Raw genomic sequence first — 24,326 nt, 5'->3', positions numbered from 1 at the left:
AAAGTACTGTGTGTAAAGGGGAAGCATTATGGATAAGAAACAGTTGAAAATAAGTACATTTAATGATGCGTTAGACCAAATTAAAGACGGTATGATTGTGGGTATTGGTTCTGGATCAACAATAGAATTGCTTGTTCCCAAAATTGCTAGCAAACTAGATCAAGAAAACATTCATATTACAGGCGTATGTACATCGAATAAGACTGCATTTATAGCAAAAGAATTAGGTATTCGAGTAGTGGATGTGAATGATGTTGATCGAATTGATGTTGCAATTGATGGTGCGGACGAAGTAGATGAAAATTTAAATTTGATTAAAGGCGGCGGGGGAGCGTTATTTAGAGAAAAAGTCATCGATGCAATGGCAGATAGGTTTATTGTATTAGTTGATGAATCTAAACGTGTAGACTACCTAGGCCAAACATTTAAATTACCAGTTGAGGTAGATAAATTTAATTGGTTACTCGTTTCCAAAAAAATTGAAGCAGACCAAAATGTAAATACGATTCGTCGTGTGGTTGATGATGTACCATTTATAACAGATAATGGGAATTACATACTTGATATTGTATTGCATAAAAATATAGATCCATATGCTATGCATGAATATCTTATTCATCTTGTAGGCGTATTGGAAACAGGATATTTCCTAGATGTAACTGACCAAGTGATTATTGGTACACAAGCAGGCGTGAAAGTGATTCAAAAATAATTTATCTTTAACGATATGAAAACCTTCACATTAAAACAATGTAAGTTTAAGATTGTTGACCAGCGTTCTGACTTTGTGGCAGTTTTTTTGTGGATATTTTCTGAGAGTATTGTCTTACTTTATAATGTTTAGTTATTATTTTTCCTTCAAGAATGAGCCTGAAAATCCTTCTATGAAGTTAAAAATGGTAATTAGTCTTGTAAAAAGGCTGCGACTCTACGGTCATTATGCAACATTGTATTTGATAAATGAAAAGACAAAGCAAATGCTATTTTTAGCACTTGCTTTGTCTTTTTTTTGATATTTTACTATGAGTTAAGTGTCACTACACTATCGACGATGGCCACGTTTACTTTTTAGTTTAAAAGGAGAACGCTGTGCCGATTTATTTTTATTATTATTTGACTCTTCATTTTGAGTTGTTTGCTGTGGTTCAGCTGAATCTTGTTCATTATCTTCCGTTATAGATGCTTTAGCGTTTTTCACCGCAGAAGATTTACGGTTTGAACCGTAGCGTTTTTTTTTCATAATTGTTTCATCTTGTGTACCTTTTGAAGTATCAGTGTGTGCTTTTTCCGTTGAAGCTTCAACAGGACTATAGCGTTTTTGTTTACTATCTACTTGCTTTGTTTGATTTGAATCTTCTTTATCCTCAGATGTAGGCTGTGAAATAATATTTGCACGACTATCATCATTGATTGAATCATTCTGTATGTCTTGATTATTATTGGCATTAGCTTTTGGTTCATCATGACGATGTTCAAGGTCTTGTTCATCAACAGGCGATGTATGGTTTGTGCTTGCGTGATTTGATTGTTGATTAGCACGTGAATCCTTTGCATGTTGCGAGTCTTGTTGCTGTGTACTGTCATTGTCTACTGGTGTGTCCTCTACTTGTTTATCATGTTGAGTTGTAGCTGGCTCACTTTTTTGTGATTTATCATCATGTTTTGTATGAGATTGTGCCGCGGCATTATCATTTTCAGAGTCTTCGTTAACATGATCTAAGTAATTGTTTTCATCTACTTCGTCTAAGTTACGTTTAGTAAAGAAGTAGAAAATACCACGAATAATGAAGCTTAACACAATATAGATAACTGCTACTACTGTTGTAGAAAGCGCGATGACTTTCATAGAAAATACATAACCTAATTCTTCATTGAACAAGAATACTAGGCCAAATGCCATTGCTGCATGAAATATTGTAGCGATATAGATTGTACGACCTTTTGTAGCTCTAATTAGCTCACCGATAATCATAGAAAATGCGAAATAATATAAGAAACTATATAACGTATATTCAAAACTGAATGCTATATTAATACTCCATATTGCATACATAATACCGACTAAAATAGAAGCGAATAAGGTATTCATCTTAGTTTCAACGATATGTTGTAAGTAAGAACGGAAACCCAACTCCACTAAGAATGCCATTATTAACTGTCCGAGTATAACTGAGAAAATAGATACTGATAAATCTTCAGATTGTAATAAAACATAACTATCAGCAAAGACATTAAAACTTGCCATTGCTATAATAAAAATGATTAATGGCAAAATGAGTGCTAATAAGATTCGCTCAATCACCTTTAAGCTGATTGTGAATTTCAAACTACCTAATTGAGTCGTTCTATGTTTGAAAACGATAATACATAGAATTGTAGCGATGAACGGTGCCAAGACACTCATATCAAAAACAAAACTTTTAAACGGCACTGTATTTTGAAAATCTTTTAGTATAATTGGTAATGCATAAGAGATGATAAAGAAAATAAATATCATCATTGCCCATTGAAAACCGGGTATACGCTTTTTATTCATTATGTAACCTCCATTTGGGTTTCAGAAAAATCATTTGTTTTTAATTATACATACTTATTAAACAGAAATAAATTAAATTAAAGTATTTATCATTGAAATGTAATAGTTTTACGTAAACTAACATGTAAATGAAATATTTAAAGTGTATTTTAAATATTATATTTGGGACTATCGGGTAAAGGTAAGTATAAATTGAATTGACAAAAATGTAAGCGTATACTTAAATGTGTTGTAGCATTTCAAAGGAGGAAGACTATGTATAAGTTAGCACAACGTGAATTATGGACAGGTAGAATTGACAGTGAAACAGATGAAAAGCAGTTTAGACATTTTCAAACAATCCAATTCCGAAATATAAAGGAAGAATCCAATGAATCACGACATGGTGTAGGGATATTAGGTTATGCAGTTGATAAAGGTGTTGAATTGAATAAGGGAAGGTTAGGGGCTAGTGAAGGGCCTGATGCCATTAAACAAAACTTTGCCAATCTTCCTGTTGTGCGTGAATGTGCCGTGTATGATTATGGAAACGTTGAACACGATCATGAAACATTAGAGGAAACACAACAAGAATTCGGACATTATGTAGCAACTTCAATTCAAAGGCATAACCAAACTTTTTTACTTGGTGGAGGACATGATATTGCATATGCGCAATATCTCGGGACACGAGAAGCATATCCAGATGCATCGATTGGTGTAATTAATATTGATGCCCACTTTGATACAAGAGAAGAAGGAAAATCTACATCTGGTACTAGCTTTAGACAAATTTTAGAAGAAGATAATAACGCTGACTATCTAGTATTAGGTATCCAGCAAGGAGGCAATACACAAGGGCTTTTTGATTATGCAGAAGAGAAAAATATTGGCTATGTATATTCTGATGAACTCTTACATCAAATATCTCCTCCAATAAAAGATAAAATTGAACGTTTTATACATGATCATGATGTTATTATGTTTACAATTTGTATGGATGTAATTGATAGTGCATTTGCACCTGGTGTGAGCGCCAATGCAGTTTTGGGTTTATTCCCTCATGTTGTATTAGAACTAGCTAAACGTATTATTCCAAATGAAAAGGTTTCAACAATTAGTATCGCTGAAACCAATCCTAAGTATGACGTTGATAATCGTACTGCAAAATTGACAGCTCATTTTTTCCATCATTTTATTCTTTAATATTCCAATAAGAAATGCAATGTTCAATTAACGAAAGTACTCGTTCAGAGTGCTTTCGTTTTTTTAAATAATTAATATAGATGGTACGCCCAATTTGTGGTCGGATATCTATGGCATCTAAATCACGGGCATTAAATGATTGATAGTATACACGAGGAATCACAGCATAGCCTAATCTTCTATGTACAAAATTAGTAGCCGCTTCAAAACGATCAACTTCCATGATGATTTCGGGATGTATATTCATCCGTTTAAAGTAATCATCTAGATGTTTACGTACTTGAGAACCTTGAGTTGGTAATATGAGTGGTAATGATTGAATAGATAATGCTTTCGTTTTTGGAAATGTATCTTTAGGTGCAATCAAGACATAGGATTCTTCATATAATGGTATAGATTCTATAGCTTCATGTGTAATCTGTTCGTTGGTAAAAGCAATATGATTTTCGAAGTTTAGTAACTGCTCAAGAATTTTATTTTGATCGTGAATCTCTGAAACGAGATAAGTTTGGTTCATATGGTGCTTATGGTGGGCAGCAATAACTTGTGACACCCATTGGTTAGATGATTCTAATATGGATAACTTGATTTTAGGTTCTTGGCTAGTATTGAGATCATGCATTTTTTCAACAGTTTGATGATAAGTTTGTATGAGTTCTTCGGCATAATTGTAAAATTGTATTCCTTTTTCAGTAATCTTAATATCTTTTGTCGTGCGTATGAAAAGTTCATAACCTAGTTCGTTCTCTAATTTTTTAATAGTAGCGGTTAATGAAGGTTGGCTAATATGTAAAAAGTTAGCTGCTTTTGTAAAATTATTATATTTTACCACCGCGACAAAGTATTCTAATTGAATAATCTTCATGTACATCCTCCTAATAATAATTAGTTGATTTATAGCTTTGAATTATAAATGATTAGTTTATTTATATTGGTAGTCTATATATTAACATATTATACTAAGAAATATAGAAGAAAATATGCTTTCGAATGAGATGTCTGAGCTGGTATGAAATAGTTAAGTGCTTGGTTGTTGAAAGTATTCAATCAAGAAATAAATCAATGATTCATTGAACGACTTACAAGCATTAAGTACATACTTTGTATCATCACATTCGTAATCATTAAAATGATTTTCTTAGTTAACATGCGTATTTAAAAATAATTTTTTACTGGAATAAGGTATTTTATTAAACACAAGGAGTGATGGTTCATGAGAAAAATAGTAGCGAAAAAAGGTTTAGATATTGAATGTAAAGGTTGGGAACAAGAAGCAGTGCTGAGAATGTTGTATAACAATTTAGATCCTGAAGTTGCTGAACGCCCAGAAGATTTAGTTGTTTATGGAGGTATAGGGAAAGCGGCTCGAAATTGGGAAGCATTTGAAGCAATCGAAGAAACATTACGTTCTTTAGAAGCTGATGAAACTATGTTAGTCCAATCGGGTAAACCTGTTGCAGTATTTAAAACACATGAAGAAGCACCACGCGTATTATTATCAAATTCAGTTCTTGTACCAGAATGGGCAAACTGGGATCATTTTAATGAGTTAGATAAAAAAGGTCTTATGATGTATGGGCAAATGACGGCGGGTAGTTGGATTTACATTGGCTCACAAGGTATTGTTCAAGGCACATATGAAACATTTGGTGAGCTGGCAAACCAACATTACGATGGAAAACTCAATGGCACAGTTACTTTAACTGCGGGATTAGGAGGCATGGGCGGTGCACAACCACTTGCGGTTACAATGAATGGCGGTGTAGTCATTGGCGTTGACGTAGATGAAACAAGAATAGATAAACGTATTGAAACACGTTATTGCGATGTTAAAACACATGATTTAGATGAAGCTTTGCGCTTGGCTGAAGAGGCACGTCAGCAAGGTAATCCGCTTTCTATTGGTTTAGTTGGTAATGCTGTAGATACACACAAAGCAATTTTAGATAAAAACTTTAAAATTGATATAGTCACTGATCAAACGAGTGCACATGATCCATTAAATGGCTATATTCCACAAGGCTATACTTTAGAAGAAGCAAAAGCATTACGCAATAAAGATCCAAAAGAATATGTGAAAAAATCAGAAGCTTCAATGAAAGCACATGTCCAATTGATGCTCGAATTTCAAGAAAAAGGTGCAGTTACATTTGATTATGGAAACAATATTCGCCAAGTTGCATTTAATAATGGATTAGAGAATGCTTTTGACTTTCCAGGGTTTGTTCCAGCTTATATTCGCCCATTATTCTGTGAAGGTAAAGGACCATTTCGCTTTGCAGCATTGAGTGGAGACCCGAAAGATATAGCGCGTGCTGATAAAGAAATGAGAAAATTATTCCCTGATAATGAAAAATTAATTCGTTGGTTAGATTTAGCAGAAGAAAAAATTGCCTTTCAAGGTTTGCCTTCTCGTATTGCTTGGTTAGGTTATGAAGAACGTGCCAAAATGGGGTTAGCATTAAATAAATTAGTGAGAGACGGTGAAATTTCGGCACCGATTGTTATAGGCCGTGATCACTTAGATTCTGGTTCAGTTGCGAGTCCAAATCGGGAAACAGAAGGTATGAAAGATGGTTCTGATGCTGTAGGGGACTGGGCAATCTTGAACGCTTTGATTAATACAGCAGCAGGTGGTTCTTGGATTTCATTCCATCATGGTGGTGGCGTTGGCATGGGTTATTCTTTACATGCTGGTATGGTTGTAGTAGCAGATGGGACAGAACGCGCTGATCGTCGCTTAGGGCGTGTATTGACGACAGATCCGGGTATGGGTGTAGTGAGACATGCTGATGCAGGTTATCAATCATCTATCGATGTAGCAAAAACAAAAGGTATTAAAATTCCAATGATTACAGGCAAAGGAGATAAAAAATGAACGATTTAATTATTCAAAATATTAAACAATTAATTTTACCTAAATCTATAGACCGTCCTTTAAAAGGTAAGGAATTAGACGAACTAGAGATTGTTGAGAATGGAACAGTAGTCATCCATGAAGGCAAGGTTATATATTCGGGGACGCATACTGATAACTATGAGGCCAAAGAAACAATCGATGCAACAGGTAAGGTGGTGTCGCCAGCACTTGTAGAAGCACACACACATCTAGTACACGGCGGTTCTCGAGAACACGAAATGTCCCTTAAAAGACAAGGTGTTTCTTATTTAGAAATACTTGAGCAAGGTGGAGGTATTTTATCTACTGTTGAAGCTACACGCAATGCGACAGAGGATGAACTGTTTAACAAAGCAGAGAAAAACTTATTAACGATGATTCAACATGGTGTGCTAGCTGTCGAAAGTAAAAGCGGTTACGGATTAGATAAGGATAACGAATTAAAACAATTACGTGTATCTAATCGCTTAGCTGAAAAATATAACTTAGATATGAGACATACCTTCTTAGGTCCGCATGCTGTGCCGAAAGATGCAAAATCAAATCAAGCGTTCTTGCAAGAAATGATAGATTTATTGCAAGAAGTTAAAGGATACGCAGATTTTGCAGATATTTTCTGTGAAACTGGAGTGTTTACAGTTGAAGAGTCTAGGCAATATATGGAAGCTGCGAAAGCATTAGGTTTCAAAGTTAAAATACATGCAGATGAGATTGATCCTCTTGGTGGTTTAGAACTTGCCATTGATGAAGCAGCTATTTCTGCAGATCATTTAGTGGCTTCAAGCACAGAAGGTAAAATGAAATTGAAAGATAGTGATACTGTAGCTGTATTATTACCAGGTACGACATTTTATTTAGGCAAAGAGCAATATGCCGATGCAAGAGGTATGATAGACAATAACGGTGCGATAGCAATTGCGACAGACTTCAATCCAGGAAGTTGTGTAACGAATAATCTGCAACTGATTATGTCAATTGCAGCATTAAAATTAAAATTATCACCTAATGAAATTTGGAATGCAGTTACAGTTAATGCTGCTAAAGCAATAGATGTAGATGCAGGTACTATTAACGAAGGCGATAAGGCAAATATCGTTATTTGGGATGCGCCTAATCATGAATATATTCCATATCACTATGGCATTAATCATGCTGAAAAAGTGATTAAAGATGGTGCAGTTATTATTGATAATAAATTGAGTTTATAAAAGATAAGTGCAGTTAAGCTATATAAAGCTTAACTGCATTTTTTTGTTGAAATAAGGATAAACTATAATTGATTAAATATTTTGACAATTATGATAACATAAGTATTAAAGGTATGGGGAGGTGACGTTTAATGTGAGCGAGACCACTTATGTTAAACAGTGGCAAGGAAATATAAGTAACAATATATTATCCGGTATATTACTTGCATTGGCTTTACTTCCTGGAGCGATAGCTTTTTCCTTCATTGCGGGTGTTAGCCCGACGATTGGATTGATAAGCACAGGGCTGATGATGCTTGTGATTAGTGTGACAGGCAATAGGACATTGATGGTATCTGCACCAAGCAGTGGGGTGTCACTTGTAGTCGCACCACTTGCAGCGAGTCATGGTTTGCAGGCATTAATTATGGCAACAATTTTTATGGGGACGATACAAATCATCTTAGGATATTGCAATATTAATAAATTGTTAGATTTGATTCCTTTAGGTGTTGTAATTGGATTTATGAATGCTTTAGGTATACTATTATTTACATCTCAGTTGAAAAATATCTTCAATATCTCAATAGAAACCTATATGATTACGATTGTTTCATTTTTCTTTATCTGGATTGCGCCTAAGTTTATAAAAATAATACCAGCACCTTTAATAGCAATCATCATATTAACTGTGTTTGCCTGGGTCTTTAAACCGAATATTAAAGTAGTTAGTGATATGGCACCAATTCATATAAAAATACCACAGCCATCTATTCCCAAAGACGTATGGGATTGGCATTTTTTAATGATTACATTTGTATATGGCGTGACAATGGCTATCGTAGCTATCGTGCAGACAACGTTAACAGCTCGTATGATGGATGATGTGACAGCTTCAAAAAGTGATAAAAATAAAGAGTCTATTGGACAAGGCATAGCAAATTTTATTGTTGGTATCTTAGGCGGTTATGGGGGCAGTGCACTTGTAGGACAATCTCGATTCAATGTGTCAATGGGTGCAAGTTCCAGACTTTCTACATTTATAACAGGCAGTTTCTTACTGGTGAGTATATTTATTTTTGGAGCAATCATTGGTCAAATACCAATGGCTGTTTTATCTACGGTATTAATTACCATTTCACTTAATACTTTTGACCGTCGTACAATACCATTTATAAAACGCGCTCCAATACTTAATGGTAGTACCGTAATATTAACATTCGTTATTATATTAATTACGAATAACCTTGCAGTTGGTGTTGTTTTGGTAACAATTGGTTATTATATAGTTAATAATTTAAAAAAGAAAGGTAGTGACACATAATGCCACAATATGAAGATTACGTTAATTGGAGAAGAACTTTTCATCAATTTCCAGAATTGTCGGATGTTGAATATGAAACAACAAAAAGATTAAAACGTATTTTAGAATCATATGATATAAAAGTATTAGATTTACCTTTAGAGACTGGATTAGTCGCTGAAGTTGGACAAGGGGAGCAATTTGTAGCTGTAAGAACTGATATCGATGCCTTGCCTATTGATGAACAGGTGATTCATGAATTCACTTCAACAAATAAAGGAGTGATGCATGCGTGTGGTCATGACATACATATGGCTAGTGTGTTAGCTGTAGCCACGAGATTAAAAGCGATTGAAGATCAACTCAATGGGCGTGTGCGTCTTATTTTTCAACCAGCTGAAGAATTGGGCTATGGAGCGTTTCACATAACAGATACTGGCGCTATTGATGGCGCTAAAGCTGTTTTAGGTTATCATAACTATCCAACGTTAGACATTGGACACTTTGCAGTAAAACCTGGTGTTATCACATCATCAGTAGATCGTTTCGAATTTAAAATCAAAGGCAAAGGCGCTCATGCAGCTAAACCTGAACAAGGGAATGATCCTACCATCGTACTGGGCCAATTAATAAATAGCATCCAGTCTATTGTTAGCAGAAACTTATCAGCTTTCGATAGTGCTGTTGTCACAATCGGTGAAGTTTCAAGTGGTAATACATGGAATGTTATTGCAGATCAAGCCTATGTTCAAGGTACTGTGAGAACTTTTGATGCAGAGAAACGAGATTATATAGAAGCACGTTTGAAATCGATAGGTAAAGGGTTGGCAGAGGCTTTTGGTGTTGATATTGAAACGATTTATCATCGCTTGCCTGGAGCTGTTGAAAATGATGAAAAGCTAACTAATGATGCGATTGAAGTTGCAAAACAAGTAGGTTATAACGTTGAGATTATGGACAAACCATTAACAATAGGAGAGGATTTTTCTGGTTTTTCACAAAAATATCCTAGTGTGTTTGTTTTTATAGGTTCAAATAGTGAATATGATTTACATCACCCTAAGTATGATCCAGATGAACGCATTTTAGAAAAAGTGCCAGACTACTTTATTACATTTGTACTAAAGCTTTTGAATGAAAACTAACTAGAAAACAGATGTATCTATGTATTAAATTAAATGAAAATTGGGTAAGGATGAAAGACGACATTAATTGAAGGAGTGTTAATAATGGCATCTCAAGATCCTAGAACAAAATTTTCAAATGCGGATTTCCCTCAACAAGAACAACAGGCGCCTGGACTACAACAACAATTAGATCCTAAACCTGATTGTGGTGAAACCTCTTATAAGGGATATGGACGCTTGAAAGACTATAAGATGTTAGTCACAGGTGGCGATTCAGCTATTGGTCGTGCTGCCGCAATTGCTTATGCAAAAGAAGGAGCAGACGTAGCAATCAACTATTTACCCGATGAAGAAGAAGATGCAAAAGAGGTAAAAGAAATCATAGAAAATGAAGGTCGACATGCTGTTTTAATATCAGGTGATTTACGTAATGAACAATTCAATTATGATTTGGTTGAAGAAGCTTATCATAAACTGGGTGGTTTAGATAATGTCACACTTGTTGCAGGTCATCAACAATACAAAAATAGTATAAAAGATTTTGATACCGCATCATTTTCGGAAACTTTTGAAACCAATGTCTATCCGATATTTTGGACAGTTCAAAAAGCATTAGACTATTTACAGGCAGGAGCAACGATTACATTAACTTCATCAGTACAGGGCTATAATCCTAGTCCTATTTTACATGATTATGCCGCTACAAAAGCTGCTATCATCTCATTAACCAAGAGTTTATCAGAGGAATTGGGAGCTAAAGGTATCCGAGTAAACTGTGTAGCACCAGGGCCATTTTGGTCTCCGCTACAAATCTCGGGTGGTCAACCACAATCTAAAATACCAACCTTTGGGCAAAAAGAAGTACTGGGTAGAGCAGGGCAACCTGTAGAACTTTCAGGTGTTTATGTCCATTTAGCTTCTGAAGAATCAAGTTATACTACAGGTCAAGTATACGGTGTAACTGGAGGCACGCAGTTAGACTAAATTTATAGACCAAATTTAGAAGCTAGAAAATCATACCACAGATTTTCTAGCTTCTTATTATGCCAAAGTTAAGTTAATGCTTTATTATAAATTCTTGTATTTGTCATTTTCAGCTCTAATATCGTATTGACAAAAAGTATATACCATATTAACATTTAGCAGTATTTGTCGTATGATGAGCTATTAAGTACTGTAAGAAAATCATTGAAATATTTATCAAGAGAGGTATAGGGCAGGTCTGTCGATACTTCGACAACATGGTAATGCATGTGCTAATTTCAATAGCTTGGATGAATGCTAGAAGATAGCAATCAATTATAAACGTATACTCTTTTCTTCAATGAAGTAGGAAAGAGTTTTTAATTTTTATATGTATACATGTTAGTGCGATGAAAGTATTGTGATATTATCCTTGGAGAAAGTTGGTTAGGTATGGAGGAAACAAAGAAAGGCAATGTATGGGCATTAATTCCCTTAATTGTATTTGTAGGTTTGTTTTTAGGTGTTGGCATTGGCACAGGAGACTTTTCAACAATGCCGTTAAATGTTGCTATTATAGTAGCATCAATTGTAGGTTTAGTATTAAATCGTAAAGAAACATTCGCTCAAAAAGTAGAGGTTTTCACGAAAGGCGCTGGGCACTCTAATATTATATTGATGATGCTTATCTTCTTATTAGCAGGTGCTTTTTCACAAACTACAGAGGACATGGGAGGCGTGAAATCGACTGTTAATTTAGGTTTATCATTAATACCTGAAAACCTAATTATCGTAGGATTATTTATCATATGTATGTTTGTTTCTGTTTCGATGGGTACTTCTGTAGGTACAGTTGCTGCTATTGCTCCTGTAGGATTTGGATTAAGTCAAGCGACAGATGTTTCAGCAGCAATCACAATGGCAACAGTTGTTGGTGGAGCAATGTTTGGTGATAACTTATCAATGATTTCCGACACAACGATTGCAGCCGTGCGTACCCAAAAAACTAAGATGGGTGACAAATTTAAAGTGAACATTAAAATTGTATTACCAGGGGCAATCTTTACGATTATTGTTTTATGGTTCTTAACAAAAGGTGCTCACATCGATGCAACTAAAGACTACGGCTACAATTTTATTAAAGTTGTACCTTATTTATTAGTATTGATATTAGCAATCATTGGAATCAACGTAATTATTGTTCTGATTGGCGGTATTGTATTATCATCAGTAATTGGTTTAATTGATGGATCATTTGGATGGTCAGGGTTATTAACCTCTATTTCTAAAGGTATCATTGGTATGGAGGACATTGCTATTATAGCATTACTTATTGGTGGCCTTGTAGCTCTGATTCAGCATAACGGTGGTATCACATGGCTGCTCAATTTCGTTCGTAGAAGAGTTAAATCTAAACGTGGCGCAGAGTTAGGTATTGCAGGGTTAGTAAGTACTGCTGACATAGCAACAGCCAATAATACGATTTCAATATTGATGGCAGGACCTTTAGCTAAAAATATATCAGAAGCGTATGATGTAGACCCGAGAAAGTCGGCAAGTATTTTAGATATGTTTGCAAGCTGTTTCCAAGGATTATTACCTTATAGCCCTCAACTTATAGCGGCTGCGGGCGTTGCGTCTATATCACCGTTTGAGTTAGTCCCATATTCTATTTATCCAATGATTTTAGGTGTGTGTGGATTAATTGCAATAGTATTTGGATTGCCTAGATTAGATAAAAAATAAATATGAATGCATTGTGGGAAGGCCTCTCTAAACAAAATTTTGTTAAACATGCCTTCCTACTTTATATATAAGCTTAATTTTTAAAAATTAGAGTGATTATAGTGTAATATATAGATATAAAATAGCATTGTTTTTAATAAGTTCATTCACTTTTCTAGAAAACAAAATATGTAAATCGCCTGTTTTAGTATAAATACAATGAACATTTTGTAAATATCATGATTATAGTTTAGAAGTCTCGTGTAATAAGTTAGAATAGACTTAAGAGTGAAAGTAGGTGAACAAGCGTGGCTAAATATAATGTAGAAAATGAAAACGTTGAAATAAGACTTGAGCGATTATTTAAAGTCGAACCTGAATTATTGTATCAAGCATGGACAGATCAACGATTTCTTAAGCAATGGTTTATGACAACTGCAAGAACGAATAAATCTATACAAGTGAATACAGAGCAAAATGGCAGTTATGAAATTATTGATGCTCGTAACGGAAAACAAAATGTGATAAAAGGTGCTTTTATTACATTAACACCGTATGAATATATTGTCATGACAATTGGTATGCCAGAATTAAGTGATTCGGAAGATACGATTGAAGTGGAAATATTTGAAAGAGAACCAGGTATTACACAAATGATTTTTAATTATATTGCTTTAGTACCAAGAGAAAGACGATATACAACTTTAGAATATAAACAAAAGAAAAAAGAATATCATGATTCTACGGCTCATGGCTTTGAAACTATGTTTGATAAGTTACAACTTACGTTAGAAGAGTTCGAAGCGGGACTATAATACCCAGTTTGAAATATAACTGTATATGGCGCTGAAGATTAATTGTGATACATAAAAGGCTTATTGCATACTTTTAGTGGATGCGATAAGCCTTTTTTATTTAAACATAGCAAATAAAGCTATGAGGTAGTTTTAAATGATCTCCCCGTTTTCTTTACGTTCATTAAACTTACGAAGTAGGGTTTCAAAAAATATATGATAGCTTATAAAACTAGAATAGTCCGTCCCATCCTCTAAATAAAATGTATTGCTAGAAACATAAATATTATAATTCGCTCGTTGAGCAAGCATATTATCTTTTAAAGTAGTCACTGAAATAAAGTAATTTTGGCGTAGTTGCAATAAATTCGTAATATCTGACAGTTGATGGGATTCTCCTGACAGTGAAATGATGAAAAAGATGTCTTTAGATGTTGCTTTATTTAAAATCATTTTAAATTCATGTATATCATGTAATACGATAATGTTTTTATGTATGGTGAGGAAGATTCTTTGTGCTTCTTGCGCGACATTCATTTGTGCCAAACCTGTACCATATAGATAAATGGTTTCTGATTGATTAATTTTATTAGTGACCAGTTCAAAGTCGATACGATCTAAATATGAAAATGTATTTTCAATTTCTTGTTTAAATCCTTCAATAGAATCAGAAGGAAGTTGGTGAGATTGCTCAGCTTCGAATTTTAAATAAGATTTAAAATCACTATATCCATCAAAGCCTAATTTGCGTGTGAAACGATGAATTGTAGCATTGGAAGCATGCGTATGCTCAGCCAAGTCTTGTATTTTCATTGTCTTACAAGCCTTTATATGTGTGTTGATAAAATGAGCAATATGTAAGTCATTTTCGTTTAATTTATTAAAATTATTATTAATACGACTGTCTAAAAACATTAGATCACCTCGCGCTTCCTGAAAATATTTTCACATATTGAAAATATAATCTGATTATACAAAATTATTCGGAATGGTGTCAAACTATTGTTTAAATGTAAGCGTTACCTTTATGATTAAAATAAGAATTAAAAGCATTGATTGCAGCGTTAAATATTATTTTTGAAATATTGTAGCTGTATCATTCATTTACAATGTAAGTGACTCAATTTGTCATAAATGGGGGTAGTTCTATGAACACAATTAAGAGATTTGGTAGTGCAATGATTGTACCAGTACTTATGTTTGCATTCTTTGGTATTGTATTAGGGTTTGCTACTTTATTTAAAAACCCTTCAATAATGGGAAGTATCGCCAATGACGGAACCACGTGGTTTAAGATTTGGTCCGTAATCGAAGCGGGCGGTTGGACAATATTTGATCATATGGAAATGGTATTTGTCGTAGGGCTGCCACTGTCATTAGCGAAAAAAGCGCCAGGCCATGCGGCACTTGCAGCTTTAATGGGATATTTAATGTTCAATACATTTATCAATGCAATACTTACACAATGGCCACACACGTTTGGCGCTAACTTAGAAAAAGGTGTTGAAAATGTTACTGGTCTTAAGGCTATTGCAGGTATTGAAACGTTAGACACAAATATTTTAGGTGGCATTGTTATTTCTAGTATTGTGACATGGGTACATAATAGATTTTACAGTAAAAAATTACCAGAAATGTTAGGCGTTTTCCAAGGATTAACATTTGTTGTCACAATTTCATTTTTTATCATGTTACCATTAGCGGTTATCACTTGCATTGTATGGCCTACAATTCAAGATGGTATTTCATCATTACAAGGCTTTATTATTGGTTCGGGTTATATTGGTGTGTGGCTATTCCATTTTTTAGAAAGAGTACTTATTCCAACAGGACTACATCACTTTATTTATGCGCCTATTGAAGTAGGTCCAGTTGTTGTAAATCAAGGCTTAAAAGCTGAATGGTTTGAACATGTTAATGATTTTGCGAAGAGTACAAAACCATTAAAAGAGCAATTTCCATATGGTTTTATGTTACAAGGTAATGGTAAAGTCTTTGGGGCAATAGGTATTGCACTAGCAATGTATTCGACGACGCCTACAGAAAATAGAAAGAAAATTGCGGCATTACTTATACCTGCAACATTAACTGCTGTAGTGGTAGGTATTACTGAGCCTTTAGAATTCACGTTTTTATTTATTGCTCCATATTTATTCGTACTACACGCAATACTTTCAGCGACAATGGATACATTGATGTATGGATTTGGGCTTGTAGGTAATTTTGGTGGTGGGTTGATCGATTTCTTTGCAACAAATTGGATCCCCCTTGCACAGAATCATTGGTTAACTTATGTAATACAACTGATTATAGGTCTCGCATTTACAGGTATATATTTCGTTGTGTTCCGTTTCTTAATTTTAAAATTTAATATACCACTTCCAGGGCGTAAAAAAGACGAAGAAGGTGTTAAGCTTTATAGTAAGCAAGACTATAAAGGAAAAAAATCTGACCAGTCACCGCAAGGAACTGCTGGCAATGAGTTTGAAGATAAAGCGATATATTATTTAGAAGGATTAGGTGGCAAAGATAATATCAAAGATGTCACTAATTGTGCAACACGCTTAAGATTGACAGTCAATGATATGGAACAAGTAGAACATAATGATTACTTTATCCATAATCAAATGGCCCATGGATTAGTTAAAAGTGGAAAAAATGTCCAAGTCATTGTTGGTATGTCTGTACCTCAAGTTAGAGAAGCGTTTGAACATCTTGTTGGAAATGAAGAAAATTAGTCAACATTAGACGTTATTGACTTAAATAAACTTAAAAAAGCACAGACTACAGTAAAGAAACTACTGAGAGTTTGTGCTTTTTATTAAAATGATATATAAATTCTAAGAAATTCTAGCTTTAGTGATTAAACGCGGTTGATAAATTGCACCGTGTATATCTATGTTGTGTGTAGCAATTTGATAGATTAGTTTAGCAAATGTTGAGGGCGAACATGAGACATTAATCTTATCTCTGTTGAAGGTATACATGACTTGTTCTGTATTGTTGATTAAATTCATAATATCTATCATTTTATCTTTAATAAAAGCATCACGTAATCCATCAATGGATAGTTCAAAACGTTTGGATGATGATAGTAAATGGGTTGGATCTAATAATTCTTCAATATGATGATTTTCTAAAATTTGATAAATCGTATAGTTATGGAAGCTAAGGAAACTAATTATATATGGTAGTTGCTGCTTTGGTAAATTAATCTTTAAAGCATACAAGTTTTTTTCTTTGAAAATTGTAAATTTGAATGTATCACAAAAATTAATTTGATTACATAGTTTAGTTAATTGTTTCCGTGTGGCGCGTTGGTTGAGTCCGCCTATATTTAATACAAATGTTTCTGTTCTATCTAAAAACATATTATACCTCCACCTCTATATAAAGTCACATTTAGGATATTATGCATAATATTCTTTTGTACTTAAATTTTACCTGTTTTAATTTCTATTAAATTGTACCATTCTTTTTTAACCTTAGCACTAGGTCTTTAGAACGAAGTTGAAATTATACGACAATGCAGTGTTTGCCTCGGTCGAAAAGATTTTGAATATTTAGAAAATTATATTGTTAACTTGTATAAAATGTGATACATTTTTCTTTATTAATACATAGAGGAAGTGTTTAAAGATGTTATCCAAAGTAAGTAGATTTGCAACAAACACATTCTTGGTATGGATGTTAATCGCAGCGATAATTGGATTCTTTTTCCCAAATCAACTCGCTACGTTGAGTGGATGGGTTCCATATTTATTAGGTATTGTTATGCTTGGTATGGGTTTAACAATTGATCCTAAAGATTTTAAAATCGTATTTCAATCACCTAAAGCAGTTGGCATTGGTGTGATATTACAATATACAATTATGCCAGTTACAGCATATTTAATTGCTAAGTTATTCCATTTACCACCAGAAGTTGCCATTGGAGTAATCTTAGTAGGTTGTTGCCCAGGTGGTACATCGAGTAATGTGATGAGTTATTTAGCGAATGCAAATGTCGCATTATCTGTGGCTATTACAAGTGTTTCTACATTGTTAGCCCCAATATTAACGCCAGCGCTTATTTACTTATTTGCACATCAATGGTTGCAAGTTTCGTTTATGAGTATGTTTTGGTCAGTTATTCAAGTCATACTTATCCCAATCATTATAGGGTTTATTTTACAGAAAGTGTTTAAGAAATTTGCTGAAAAATCAGCGACTGCTTTACCTATCGTATCTGTTATAGCAATTTCATTAATATTGGCTTCAGTTGTAGGGGGCAGTAAATCACAAATTTTACAAACAGGCTTATTAATTTTTGCAGTAGTCATATTACACAATATTATAGGTTATACATTAGGCTATACATTAGCAAAAATATTTAAACTTGAAAGAGCGGATAAAAAAGCTGTCTCAATTGAAGTAGGTATGCAAAACTCTGGTTTAGCGGTTTCGTTAGCTACTGTGCATTTTAGCCCATTGGCGGCAGTACCTGGGGCAGTCTTTAGTTTGGTACATAATATAACTGGACCTATATTAGCAAAATACTGGCACAAAAAATAATTGTATTTATTACTTTGTGTAAGAAACATCGTTATAAGTTAGCTCACTCTAATTGAGTGAGTTTTTTTATGAAGTAAGAACTAAAAATAAGGTGGGAATACATAATTATCAGTCATATTATGATAAGCTTTTAGTAAATTCATTTTGAATAGGCAAGATAAATAGATGCTTAAATGTGATTGATATATAAGCATTTATAATTTGTTTAAACTCAAACGATAAATTGAAAAGGGAGAATCATTATGTATAGAGCAGTAATATTTGATTTTGATGGCACTATTATTGATACAGAAAAGCACTTATTTCAAATTATTAATAAACATTTAAAGCAAAATGGTTTAACAGAAATTTCGCTAGATTATTATCGACAATCTATTGGTGGTGCTGCAACAGAATTACATAACTATTTAGAAAATCAACTAGGTATAGATAACAAGCAAAAAATTTATGAAGAACATAATCTTACTAGCGTTGACCTACCTATTATTGCAGATGTTAAACAGTTGATGGATTATTGTAAGAAACGTCATATACCTATGGCGGTAGCTACAAGTAGTTATAGAAAAGATATTCTACCAACTTTTAAGAACTTAGGACTAGATGCATATATTGAGATTATCGTGGCTAGAGAAGATGTTGAATCTGTGAAACCTGATCCGGAGTTATATTTAACTGCAGTACAACAACTTAACTACGCTCCGGGTAATTGTTTAGCGATAGAAGATTCAGTGAATGGAGCCACAGCAGCTGTTACTGCAGGGTTAGATGTTATTGTTAATACTAATGAAATGACGGAGCAACAAGATTTTAGTAAAGTTGCATATTCAGGTAGAGATTTAACAGTAAATGAAATGATTGCGAGTTATTTTGAGAAAAAATAGGAGTTAGATACATGAATGGATACTTAATTTTATTTTTTTTAGCTGGCCCTGTAGTTTTGGCGCTCAGTAATTTAGTCTTGGGACCTATATTTAATAAAAAAATACCATTCACCATACAATTTAGGTCATTTATGGTTGGAACAGTAATTTATTTATTGTGTGCTGTTGTTTTATATTACTTAGTGTTACAAGACCGATTTTAAAAGGGAATAGACAAATAAAACATCCTTATTGCTTCTTTATTAAAGAAGCAATAAGGATGTTGTTTAATTTAAAAATTGAAAAAGTAGTGTGACTACCACTAATACAAGGAGTATCGCATCGATACCAACCATAATAGCAAAACGAGGATTCTTTTCGCCGTTTGCTTTAGAATTTTTAACTGCTTTAAAGTTGGGAATTAAGCTGACAACCAATAAAATAATGATAATAATACCTAGAATTATACTCATCTGTGATCACCACCATTTTTATTTTTCTCTATAAATTCCCACATATATCCTGCAATCACACCGATGAGTAAACCAACAATAATACCTATTTTGATAGTGGCTACTATCGAGCAGATAATAATTGCAACTAATAGGGCAATAGGGATAGTGATACCAAATTTATATTTGCGTTCTGGAGAATTGACTATAGAAAATAAAACATAATATAAAATGCCTAAGACGATCATAGCAAGTAAAGATTTTAAAATTAATTGACCAACTGCATTATGGTGTGAGCTACTAAAATAATTTAATAAGAAAAATAACACACCAAATACAATTGAAATGGTAATCGTTCGTTTGATTAAGTGTTTATTCATAGCGAACTCCTTTGTGATCAAATCTAAACAAAATTATAACATATTAAGGATATAATATAGAGTTTTAGAAATTACGATTTGTGGTTCGTATCAAATTGATGATGGTCATTTAAATAAGCATAGAATAAACCAATGATAAGTCCACCGCCAATATAGTTACCTATTGCAGCGGCAATCAAATTTGTTGCAGCAGGTATAAATGATAGAACATGACTTTGATAGACAACGCCACCAGCAAATAATACGGAATTATATACAACATGCTCATAACCCATAAAAGCAAATATTGAAACTCCAAACATCATGACAAACATCTTAGCTAAAATATCTTCTATTTGCATAGCGATAACTAGAGAAATATTTATAAAAAAATTAGCAAAGATACCTTTTGTAATGATTGAGATAAAACTTGCTGTTAATGTTTTATGTATAATAGTTGATTCTAATTGATTAAACATTTCAGGAGACATGACATCTGAACATCTTAATAATAAGAAAAATATAAGACCGCCAAGTGCATTACCTATAAAACATAAAGCAAAAATATTTAATACACGTAAAGGCTTTATTACACGGTAATACAGACCAACTGTAAAATACATAAAATTACTAGTTAATAATTCAGAGTTAGTAAATAGTATTAAAACTAAAGCAAAACTAAATGCTACGGAAGCTATGATATTAACAACACTAGGAGGTATATCATGATTGAGTGATGCTTTTAGCAACAATACAAATATCGTTATTGTCCCCAATATAAAGCCAGCCATAATAGCGCGCAACAGGTAGCGCTTGAAATAGAAACTCTGAAGTATATCTTTCGTTCTAATTGTTTCAACTACATGGGTAACCCAGACCTTACCATAAAATATTTTATCCCATTTAATATTTTTTTCGTTCAATTTATTTCGCCTCACTTTCTACAGATTAATTATACAATGGAAAGTATTTATTGTGATTATTTTCACAATAAATACACATTATATTGATATAAAGGTATTGGGTAGCATAACTATATTTTGAAAACGGCGAGATAATAAAAGAATCTTCTAATATACTTTGCTTTTTATTGTAAAATCGCCTACAATAGATAGCGGGAAATGTAAGGGCTTACATTTTTAAAGATAATTGTTTTAATTTTTAGAATTTATAGTATAATAGCGACATGATAAGTGATTTTTTATACTTATATTTGAAAGAGATGGGGTTTGAATAATGAAAGAGAATAATGAACTGCAAAGGGGATTAGGTGCACGTCAAATGCGTATGATTGCGCTTGGCGGAACAATTGGGGTAGGACTATTTATGGGTGCAACAAGCACTATAAAGTGGACGGGTCCTTCTGTAATATTTGCATATTTGATTGCAGGTATGTTTTTATTTTTAGTTATGAGAGCAATGGGAGAAATGGTGTATTTAGATCCAACATCAGGCTCTTTTGCTAACTTTGCTAGTGATTACATACATCCTGTGGCAGGCTATCTAACTGCATGGAGCAATATATTCCAGTGGATTGTCGTAGGGATGAGTGAAGTTATTGCGGTCGGTGAATATATGAACTATTGGTTCCCAGATTTACCACAATGGATACCTGGGGTCATCGTAGTTGCTTTATTAGCAAGTGCTAATCTTGTATCAGTAAAAGCGTTTGGTGAATTTGAATTCTGGTTTGCAATGATAAAAGTAGTGACGATTGTATTAATGATTGTTGCTGGCTTTGGACTTATATTCTTTGGTTTAGGTAACGGTGGAGAAGCTATTGGTATTTCAAACTTATGGTCACATGGTGGCTTTATGCCTAATGGTTGGCTTGGATTCTTCTTTGCCCTTTCAATCGTTATCGGATCTTATCAAGGTGTTGAATTAATCGGTATTACAGCCGGTGAAACAAAAGACCCACAAAAGAATATTAAAAGCGCGGTTAATGGCGTAATTTGGCGTATATTAATCTTCTATCTAGGCGCAATATTTGTTATTGTAACAGTTTATCCTTGGGACGAATTAGGCAATATAGGTAGCCCATTTGTTGCTACATTCTCTAAAGTTGGTATCACTTTTGCAGCTGGTTTAATTAACTTTGTTGTATTGACTGCTGCTATGTCCGGATGTAATTCAGGTATATTCAGTGCTAGTCGTATGACACTTACATTAGCTAAAAATGGACAAATGCCTAAATTCTTTACGAAAGTAATGAAAAATGGTGTTCCAGTATGGACTGTGAGCGCAATTTCACTTGGCATTTTAGTGGGTGCTTTATTAAATGTCATCTTACCTTTATTTATTAAAGGTGCAGATAGTATCTTTGTTTATGTATATAGTGCTTCTATTTTACCGGGTATGGTACCTTGGTTCATGATTTTAATTAGTCACTTGAGATTTAGAAAGCAATACCCTGAAAAGGTTAAAGGTCATCCATTTAAGATGCCTGGCGGTGCATTTACTAATTATATAACAATGGCATTCTTTATTATGGTATTAATCGGAATGTTGTTTAATAAAGAAACAGTAGTATCTATTGTTATAGGTATTATCTTCCTAGCATTTATGACTGTGTTCTATTTCATTAAGGGATATCATAAGTTAAGTAAAGATGAACAAATTTAAATTTAAGCATAGCTGAGCAGTTTGATATTATAGAACATTAATCATTTTAAATATAAATATAAATACATAGTTACATGTCGATAGTAAAACAATCGATGTGTAACTATTTTTTTGAGAAGGTATGGAATTTAGTTTAATTATCTTCCTTTAGAGTGTAATATTTCGAAATTATAATTAGCATTTTCAAATTCAAATAATATTTATTTTACATAAACTTAACAAAATAAAAATGATCACTCAAAAAACTTTCAGTACACTAAATGTAAAGGTAAGATAATACATATTAAAGGAGTTATTAATTTATGAAATTTCATAATAAGTTAGCAACTGTTTCTATAGCTAGTGCAATTTTTGTTGGTAGTGCATTGGGAAATACACCAACTACATATGCTTCAAGTGGAGGACAAGCGCCGACAAATAAAGAGGATGTATCATATATGGGAAATACTAAAAATCCTAAAAATGTTATTTTCTTAGTTGGAGATGGTATGGGACCTTCGTACAATTCTGCTTATCGCTATTTTGCTGATAAACCAGAAACAAAAGAAATGGAAAAAACAGCATTTGATAAGCATTTAACAGGTACACAGCGTACAAATCCTAATGATCCTAAAGAGAATGTAACTGATTCAGCAGCTGGGGCAACTGCTTTTAGTTCTGGACATAAAACATATAATGGTGCTATTGGTGTAGATGAAAACAAACAGAGTGTTAAAACTGTTTTAGAACAAGCAAAAGAGAATGGTAAATCTACAGGGCTAGTTTCAACTGCTGAACTTACTGATGCGACGCCAGCTGCTTATGCTTCACACCTAGACAGCCGTGATAAAAAGGAAGCAATTGCAAAGCAATTTTATAATGACAAAATTAACGGTGAACACAAAGTAGATGTTTTACTTGGTGGAGGTGCTGAATATTTTGGTGAAAAAAATGGAAATATTGCTGATAAATTCAAGGCAGATGGTTATGATGTAGTAGATAATAAAACAGATTTACAAAATTCAACAAATAAAAAAGTATTAGGTTTATTCGCGGATAACGATATGCCTTTACAAGTAGATGCACCTGATAAAAATCCAAAACTTGTAGATATGACTGATAGTGCAGTTAAACGTTTGCAACAAAATGATAAAGGTTTCTTTTTAATGGTAGAAGGTGCGTCTATTGATAAATCGGGCCATCCAAATGATGTTACTGGAGTTATGTCAGAAATGGCAGGTTTTGAGAAATCATTTGATTACGCTATGGATTACGCAAAACAAAATCCAGATACATTAGTTGTCGCTACTGCCGATCATTCAACAGGTGGTATGACAATTGCTAAAGGTAAAGACTATTTATGGAACCCTAAAGCTATACGAGAAATGAAACATTCAGGTTCATATATGACAAAAGCCATTGCAGATGGTAAAGATCCTGAAAAAGTTATTAAAGAAGGTTATGGTTTTGAAGTATCTGCTAATCAAATCCAAAAAATAAGCAATGAAGCTAAAAAGCTGAAAAAATTGGATGAAGCAGATAAGAAGTATGAAGATCAGTTACAAAAATTACAAGATGCAGTTCAAAAACCAATTAATGACGCATCACATACAGGTTGGACTACGAATGGTCATACGGGTGAAGATGTAAACACATATGCGTATGGACCAGGCAGTGATAAGTTTGAAGGCAATATTGATAATACAGACAGTGCTAAAAATATATTTGATTTTTTCAAAAATGATGTGCAACAGTAATTAGACTATATTGAATATTAA

At 33.4% G+C, this 24,326-nt stretch carries 22 protein-coding genes; 15 read left to right on the top strand and 7 right to left on the bottom strand.

Features of this window, described 5'->3' with window-relative positions; all coding sequences use genetic code 11:
- Window positions 1-25 precede the first annotated feature (25 nt).
- A complete protein-coding gene (locus tag BK821_RS00730; protein ID WP_177165119.1) occupies window positions 26-712 on the top strand; it encodes a ribose 5-phosphate isomerase A in 687 nt (228 codons plus the stop codon).
- A 330-nt stretch (window positions 713-1,042) separates the two neighbouring features.
- On the opposite strand, the gene sdpC is transcribed toward BK821_RS00730, so the two are convergent.
- Window positions 1,043-2,536, bottom strand: coding sequence for a peptidoglycan release complex CPBP-like subunit SdpC (sdpC, locus tag BK821_RS00725; protein WP_071330976.1), 1,494 nt, complete (start codon window positions 2,534-2,536; stop codon window positions 1,043-1,045).
- A gap of 255 nt (window positions 2,537-2,791) precedes the next feature.
- Between sdpC and hutG the strand changes: the two genes are divergently transcribed.
- Window positions 2,792-3,721 (top strand): formimidoylglutamase, encoded by a 930-nt coding sequence (hutG, locus tag BK821_RS00720; RefSeq protein ID WP_046835750.1) that lies wholly within the window; start codon window positions 2,792-2,794, stop codon window positions 3,719-3,721.
- Here hutG and BK821_RS00715 read toward each other — a convergent pair.
- On the bottom strand, window positions 3,711-4,586 hold the full coding sequence (locus tag BK821_RS00715) for a LysR family transcriptional regulator (RefSeq protein WP_046835749.1): 876 nt from the start codon (window positions 4,584-4,586) through the stop codon (window positions 3,711-3,713). The two genes, hutG and BK821_RS00715, sit on opposite strands and share 11 nt — an antisense overlap.
- A gap of 348 nt (window positions 4,587-4,934) precedes the next feature.
- On the opposite strand from BK821_RS00715, the gene hutU reads away from it, so the two are divergent.
- From hutU to BK821_RS00680, 7 genes are all read left to right on the top strand, one after another.
- Entirely contained in the window at window positions 4,935-6,599 is a 1,665-nt protein-coding gene (gene hutU / locus BK821_RS00710; RefSeq protein WP_071330975.1) for a urocanate hydratase, read from the top strand.
- Window positions 6,596-7,828, top strand: a complete 1,233-nt coding sequence (gene hutI, locus BK821_RS00705; protein ID WP_071330974.1) for an imidazolonepropionase — start codon at window positions 6,596-6,598, stop codon at window positions 7,826-7,828. The genes hutU and hutI overlap by 4 nt, the downstream gene beginning before the upstream one ends.
- Window positions 7,829-7,961: 133 nt before the next feature.
- Window positions 7,962-9,131: a SulP family inorganic anion transporter gene (locus BK821_RS00700; protein WP_046835746.1), complete on the top strand. Its 1,170-nt coding sequence runs from the start codon at window positions 7,962-7,964 to the stop codon at window positions 9,129-9,131.
- A complete protein-coding gene (locus BK821_RS00695) occupies window positions 9,131-10,255 on the top strand; it encodes an amidohydrolase (protein ID WP_071330973.1) in 1,125 nt (374 codons plus the stop codon). Before BK821_RS00700 ends, BK821_RS00695 begins: the two co-directional genes overlap by 1 nt.
- An 84-nt stretch (window positions 10,256-10,339) precedes the next feature.
- A complete protein-coding gene (locus BK821_RS00690) occupies window positions 10,340-11,221 on the top strand; it encodes an SDR family oxidoreductase (RefSeq protein ID WP_046835744.1) in 882 nt (293 codons plus the stop codon).
- A 432-nt stretch (window positions 11,222-11,653) separates the two neighbouring features.
- A complete protein-coding gene (locus tag BK821_RS00685) occupies window positions 11,654-12,946 on the top strand; it encodes a Na+/H+ antiporter NhaC family protein (RefSeq protein WP_046835743.1) in 1,293 nt (430 codons plus the stop codon).
- A 287-nt stretch (window positions 12,947-13,233) separates the two neighbouring features.
- Window positions 13,234-13,740 carry an SRPBCC family protein gene (locus BK821_RS00680; RefSeq protein WP_046835742.1) on the top strand — a complete coding sequence of 169 codons (507 nt, stop codon included), beginning with the start codon at window positions 13,234-13,236 and terminating at the stop codon, window positions 13,738-13,740.
- Between the two features lie 132 nt (window positions 13,741-13,872).
- Here the strand turns inward: BK821_RS00680 and BK821_RS00675 are convergent, their stop codons facing one another.
- Complete coding sequence (locus tag BK821_RS00675; protein ID WP_046835741.1) at window positions 13,873-14,634, bottom strand: MurR/RpiR family transcriptional regulator; 762 nt, start codon at window positions 14,632-14,634, stop codon at window positions 13,873-13,875.
- A gap of 233 nt (window positions 14,635-14,867) precedes the next feature.
- Between BK821_RS00675 and BK821_RS00670 the strand changes: the two genes are divergently transcribed.
- Window positions 14,868-16,457: an alpha-glucoside-specific PTS transporter subunit IIBC gene (locus BK821_RS00670; protein ID WP_046835740.1), complete on the top strand. Its 1,590-nt coding sequence runs from the start codon at window positions 14,868-14,870 to the stop codon at window positions 16,455-16,457.
- Between the two features lie 102 nt (window positions 16,458-16,559).
- Here the strand turns inward: BK821_RS00670 and BK821_RS00665 are convergent, their stop codons facing one another.
- The gene (locus BK821_RS00665) at window positions 16,560-17,090 is read right to left on the bottom strand and encodes a hypothetical protein (protein WP_046835739.1); all 531 of its coding nucleotides are present in this window, start codon (window positions 17,088-17,090) and stop codon (window positions 16,560-16,562) included.
- Between the two features lie 268 nt (window positions 17,091-17,358).
- On the opposite strand from BK821_RS00665, the gene BK821_RS00660 reads away from it, so the two are divergent.
- From BK821_RS00660 to BK821_RS13565, 3 genes are all read left to right on the top strand, one after another.
- Window positions 17,359-18,273, top strand: coding sequence for a bile acid:sodium symporter family protein (locus BK821_RS00660; RefSeq protein ID WP_071330972.1), 915 nt, complete (start codon window positions 17,359-17,361; stop codon window positions 18,271-18,273).
- A 242-nt stretch (window positions 18,274-18,515) separates the two neighbouring features.
- Window positions 18,516-19,154, top strand: a complete 639-nt coding sequence (locus tag BK821_RS00655) for an HAD family hydrolase (RefSeq protein WP_046835737.1) — start codon at window positions 18,516-18,518, stop codon at window positions 19,152-19,154.
- A gap of 11 nt (window positions 19,155-19,165) precedes the next feature.
- Entirely contained in the window at window positions 19,166-19,357 is a 192-nt protein-coding gene (locus BK821_RS13565; protein WP_046835736.1) for a hypothetical protein, read from the top strand.
- A gap of 63 nt (window positions 19,358-19,420) precedes the next feature.
- On the opposite strand, the gene BK821_RS00645 is transcribed toward BK821_RS13565, so the two are convergent.
- From BK821_RS00645 to BK821_RS00635, 3 genes are all read right to left on the bottom strand, one after another.
- A complete protein-coding gene (locus BK821_RS00645; protein WP_046835735.1) occupies window positions 19,421-19,606 on the bottom strand; it encodes a hypothetical protein in 186 nt (61 codons plus the stop codon).
- On the bottom strand, window positions 19,603-19,965 hold the full coding sequence (locus BK821_RS00640; protein WP_046835734.1) for a hypothetical protein: 363 nt from the start codon (window positions 19,963-19,965) through the stop codon (window positions 19,603-19,605). Before BK821_RS00640 ends, BK821_RS00645 begins: the two co-directional genes overlap by 4 nt.
- Window positions 19,966-20,036: 71 nt before the next feature.
- The gene (locus BK821_RS00635) at window positions 20,037-20,867 is read right to left on the bottom strand and encodes a formate/nitrite transporter family protein (RefSeq protein ID WP_071330971.1); all 831 of its coding nucleotides are present in this window, start codon (window positions 20,865-20,867) and stop codon (window positions 20,037-20,039) included.
- 313 nt (window positions 20,868-21,180) lie between these two features.
- Between BK821_RS00635 and BK821_RS00630 the strand changes: the two genes are divergently transcribed.
- A complete protein-coding gene (locus BK821_RS00630) occupies window positions 21,181-22,569 on the top strand; it encodes an amino acid permease (RefSeq protein WP_071330970.1) in 1,389 nt (462 codons plus the stop codon).
- Window positions 22,570-22,871: 302 nt separating this feature from the next.
- Entirely contained in the window at window positions 22,872-24,305 is a 1,434-nt protein-coding gene (locus tag BK821_RS00625; RefSeq protein ID WP_071330969.1) for an alkaline phosphatase, read from the top strand.
- Window positions 24,306-24,326: the final 21 nt, after the last annotated feature.

Source organism: Staphylococcus sp. LCT-H4, assembly GCF_001866145.1.
In the GTDB taxonomy this organism is placed as follows: Bacteria; Bacillota; Bacilli; order Staphylococcales; family Staphylococcaceae; genus Staphylococcus; species Staphylococcus succinus.
The sequence above is the reverse complement of the archived record's forward strand: the minus strand, read 5'-3'. Positions and strand labels throughout refer to the sequence as shown.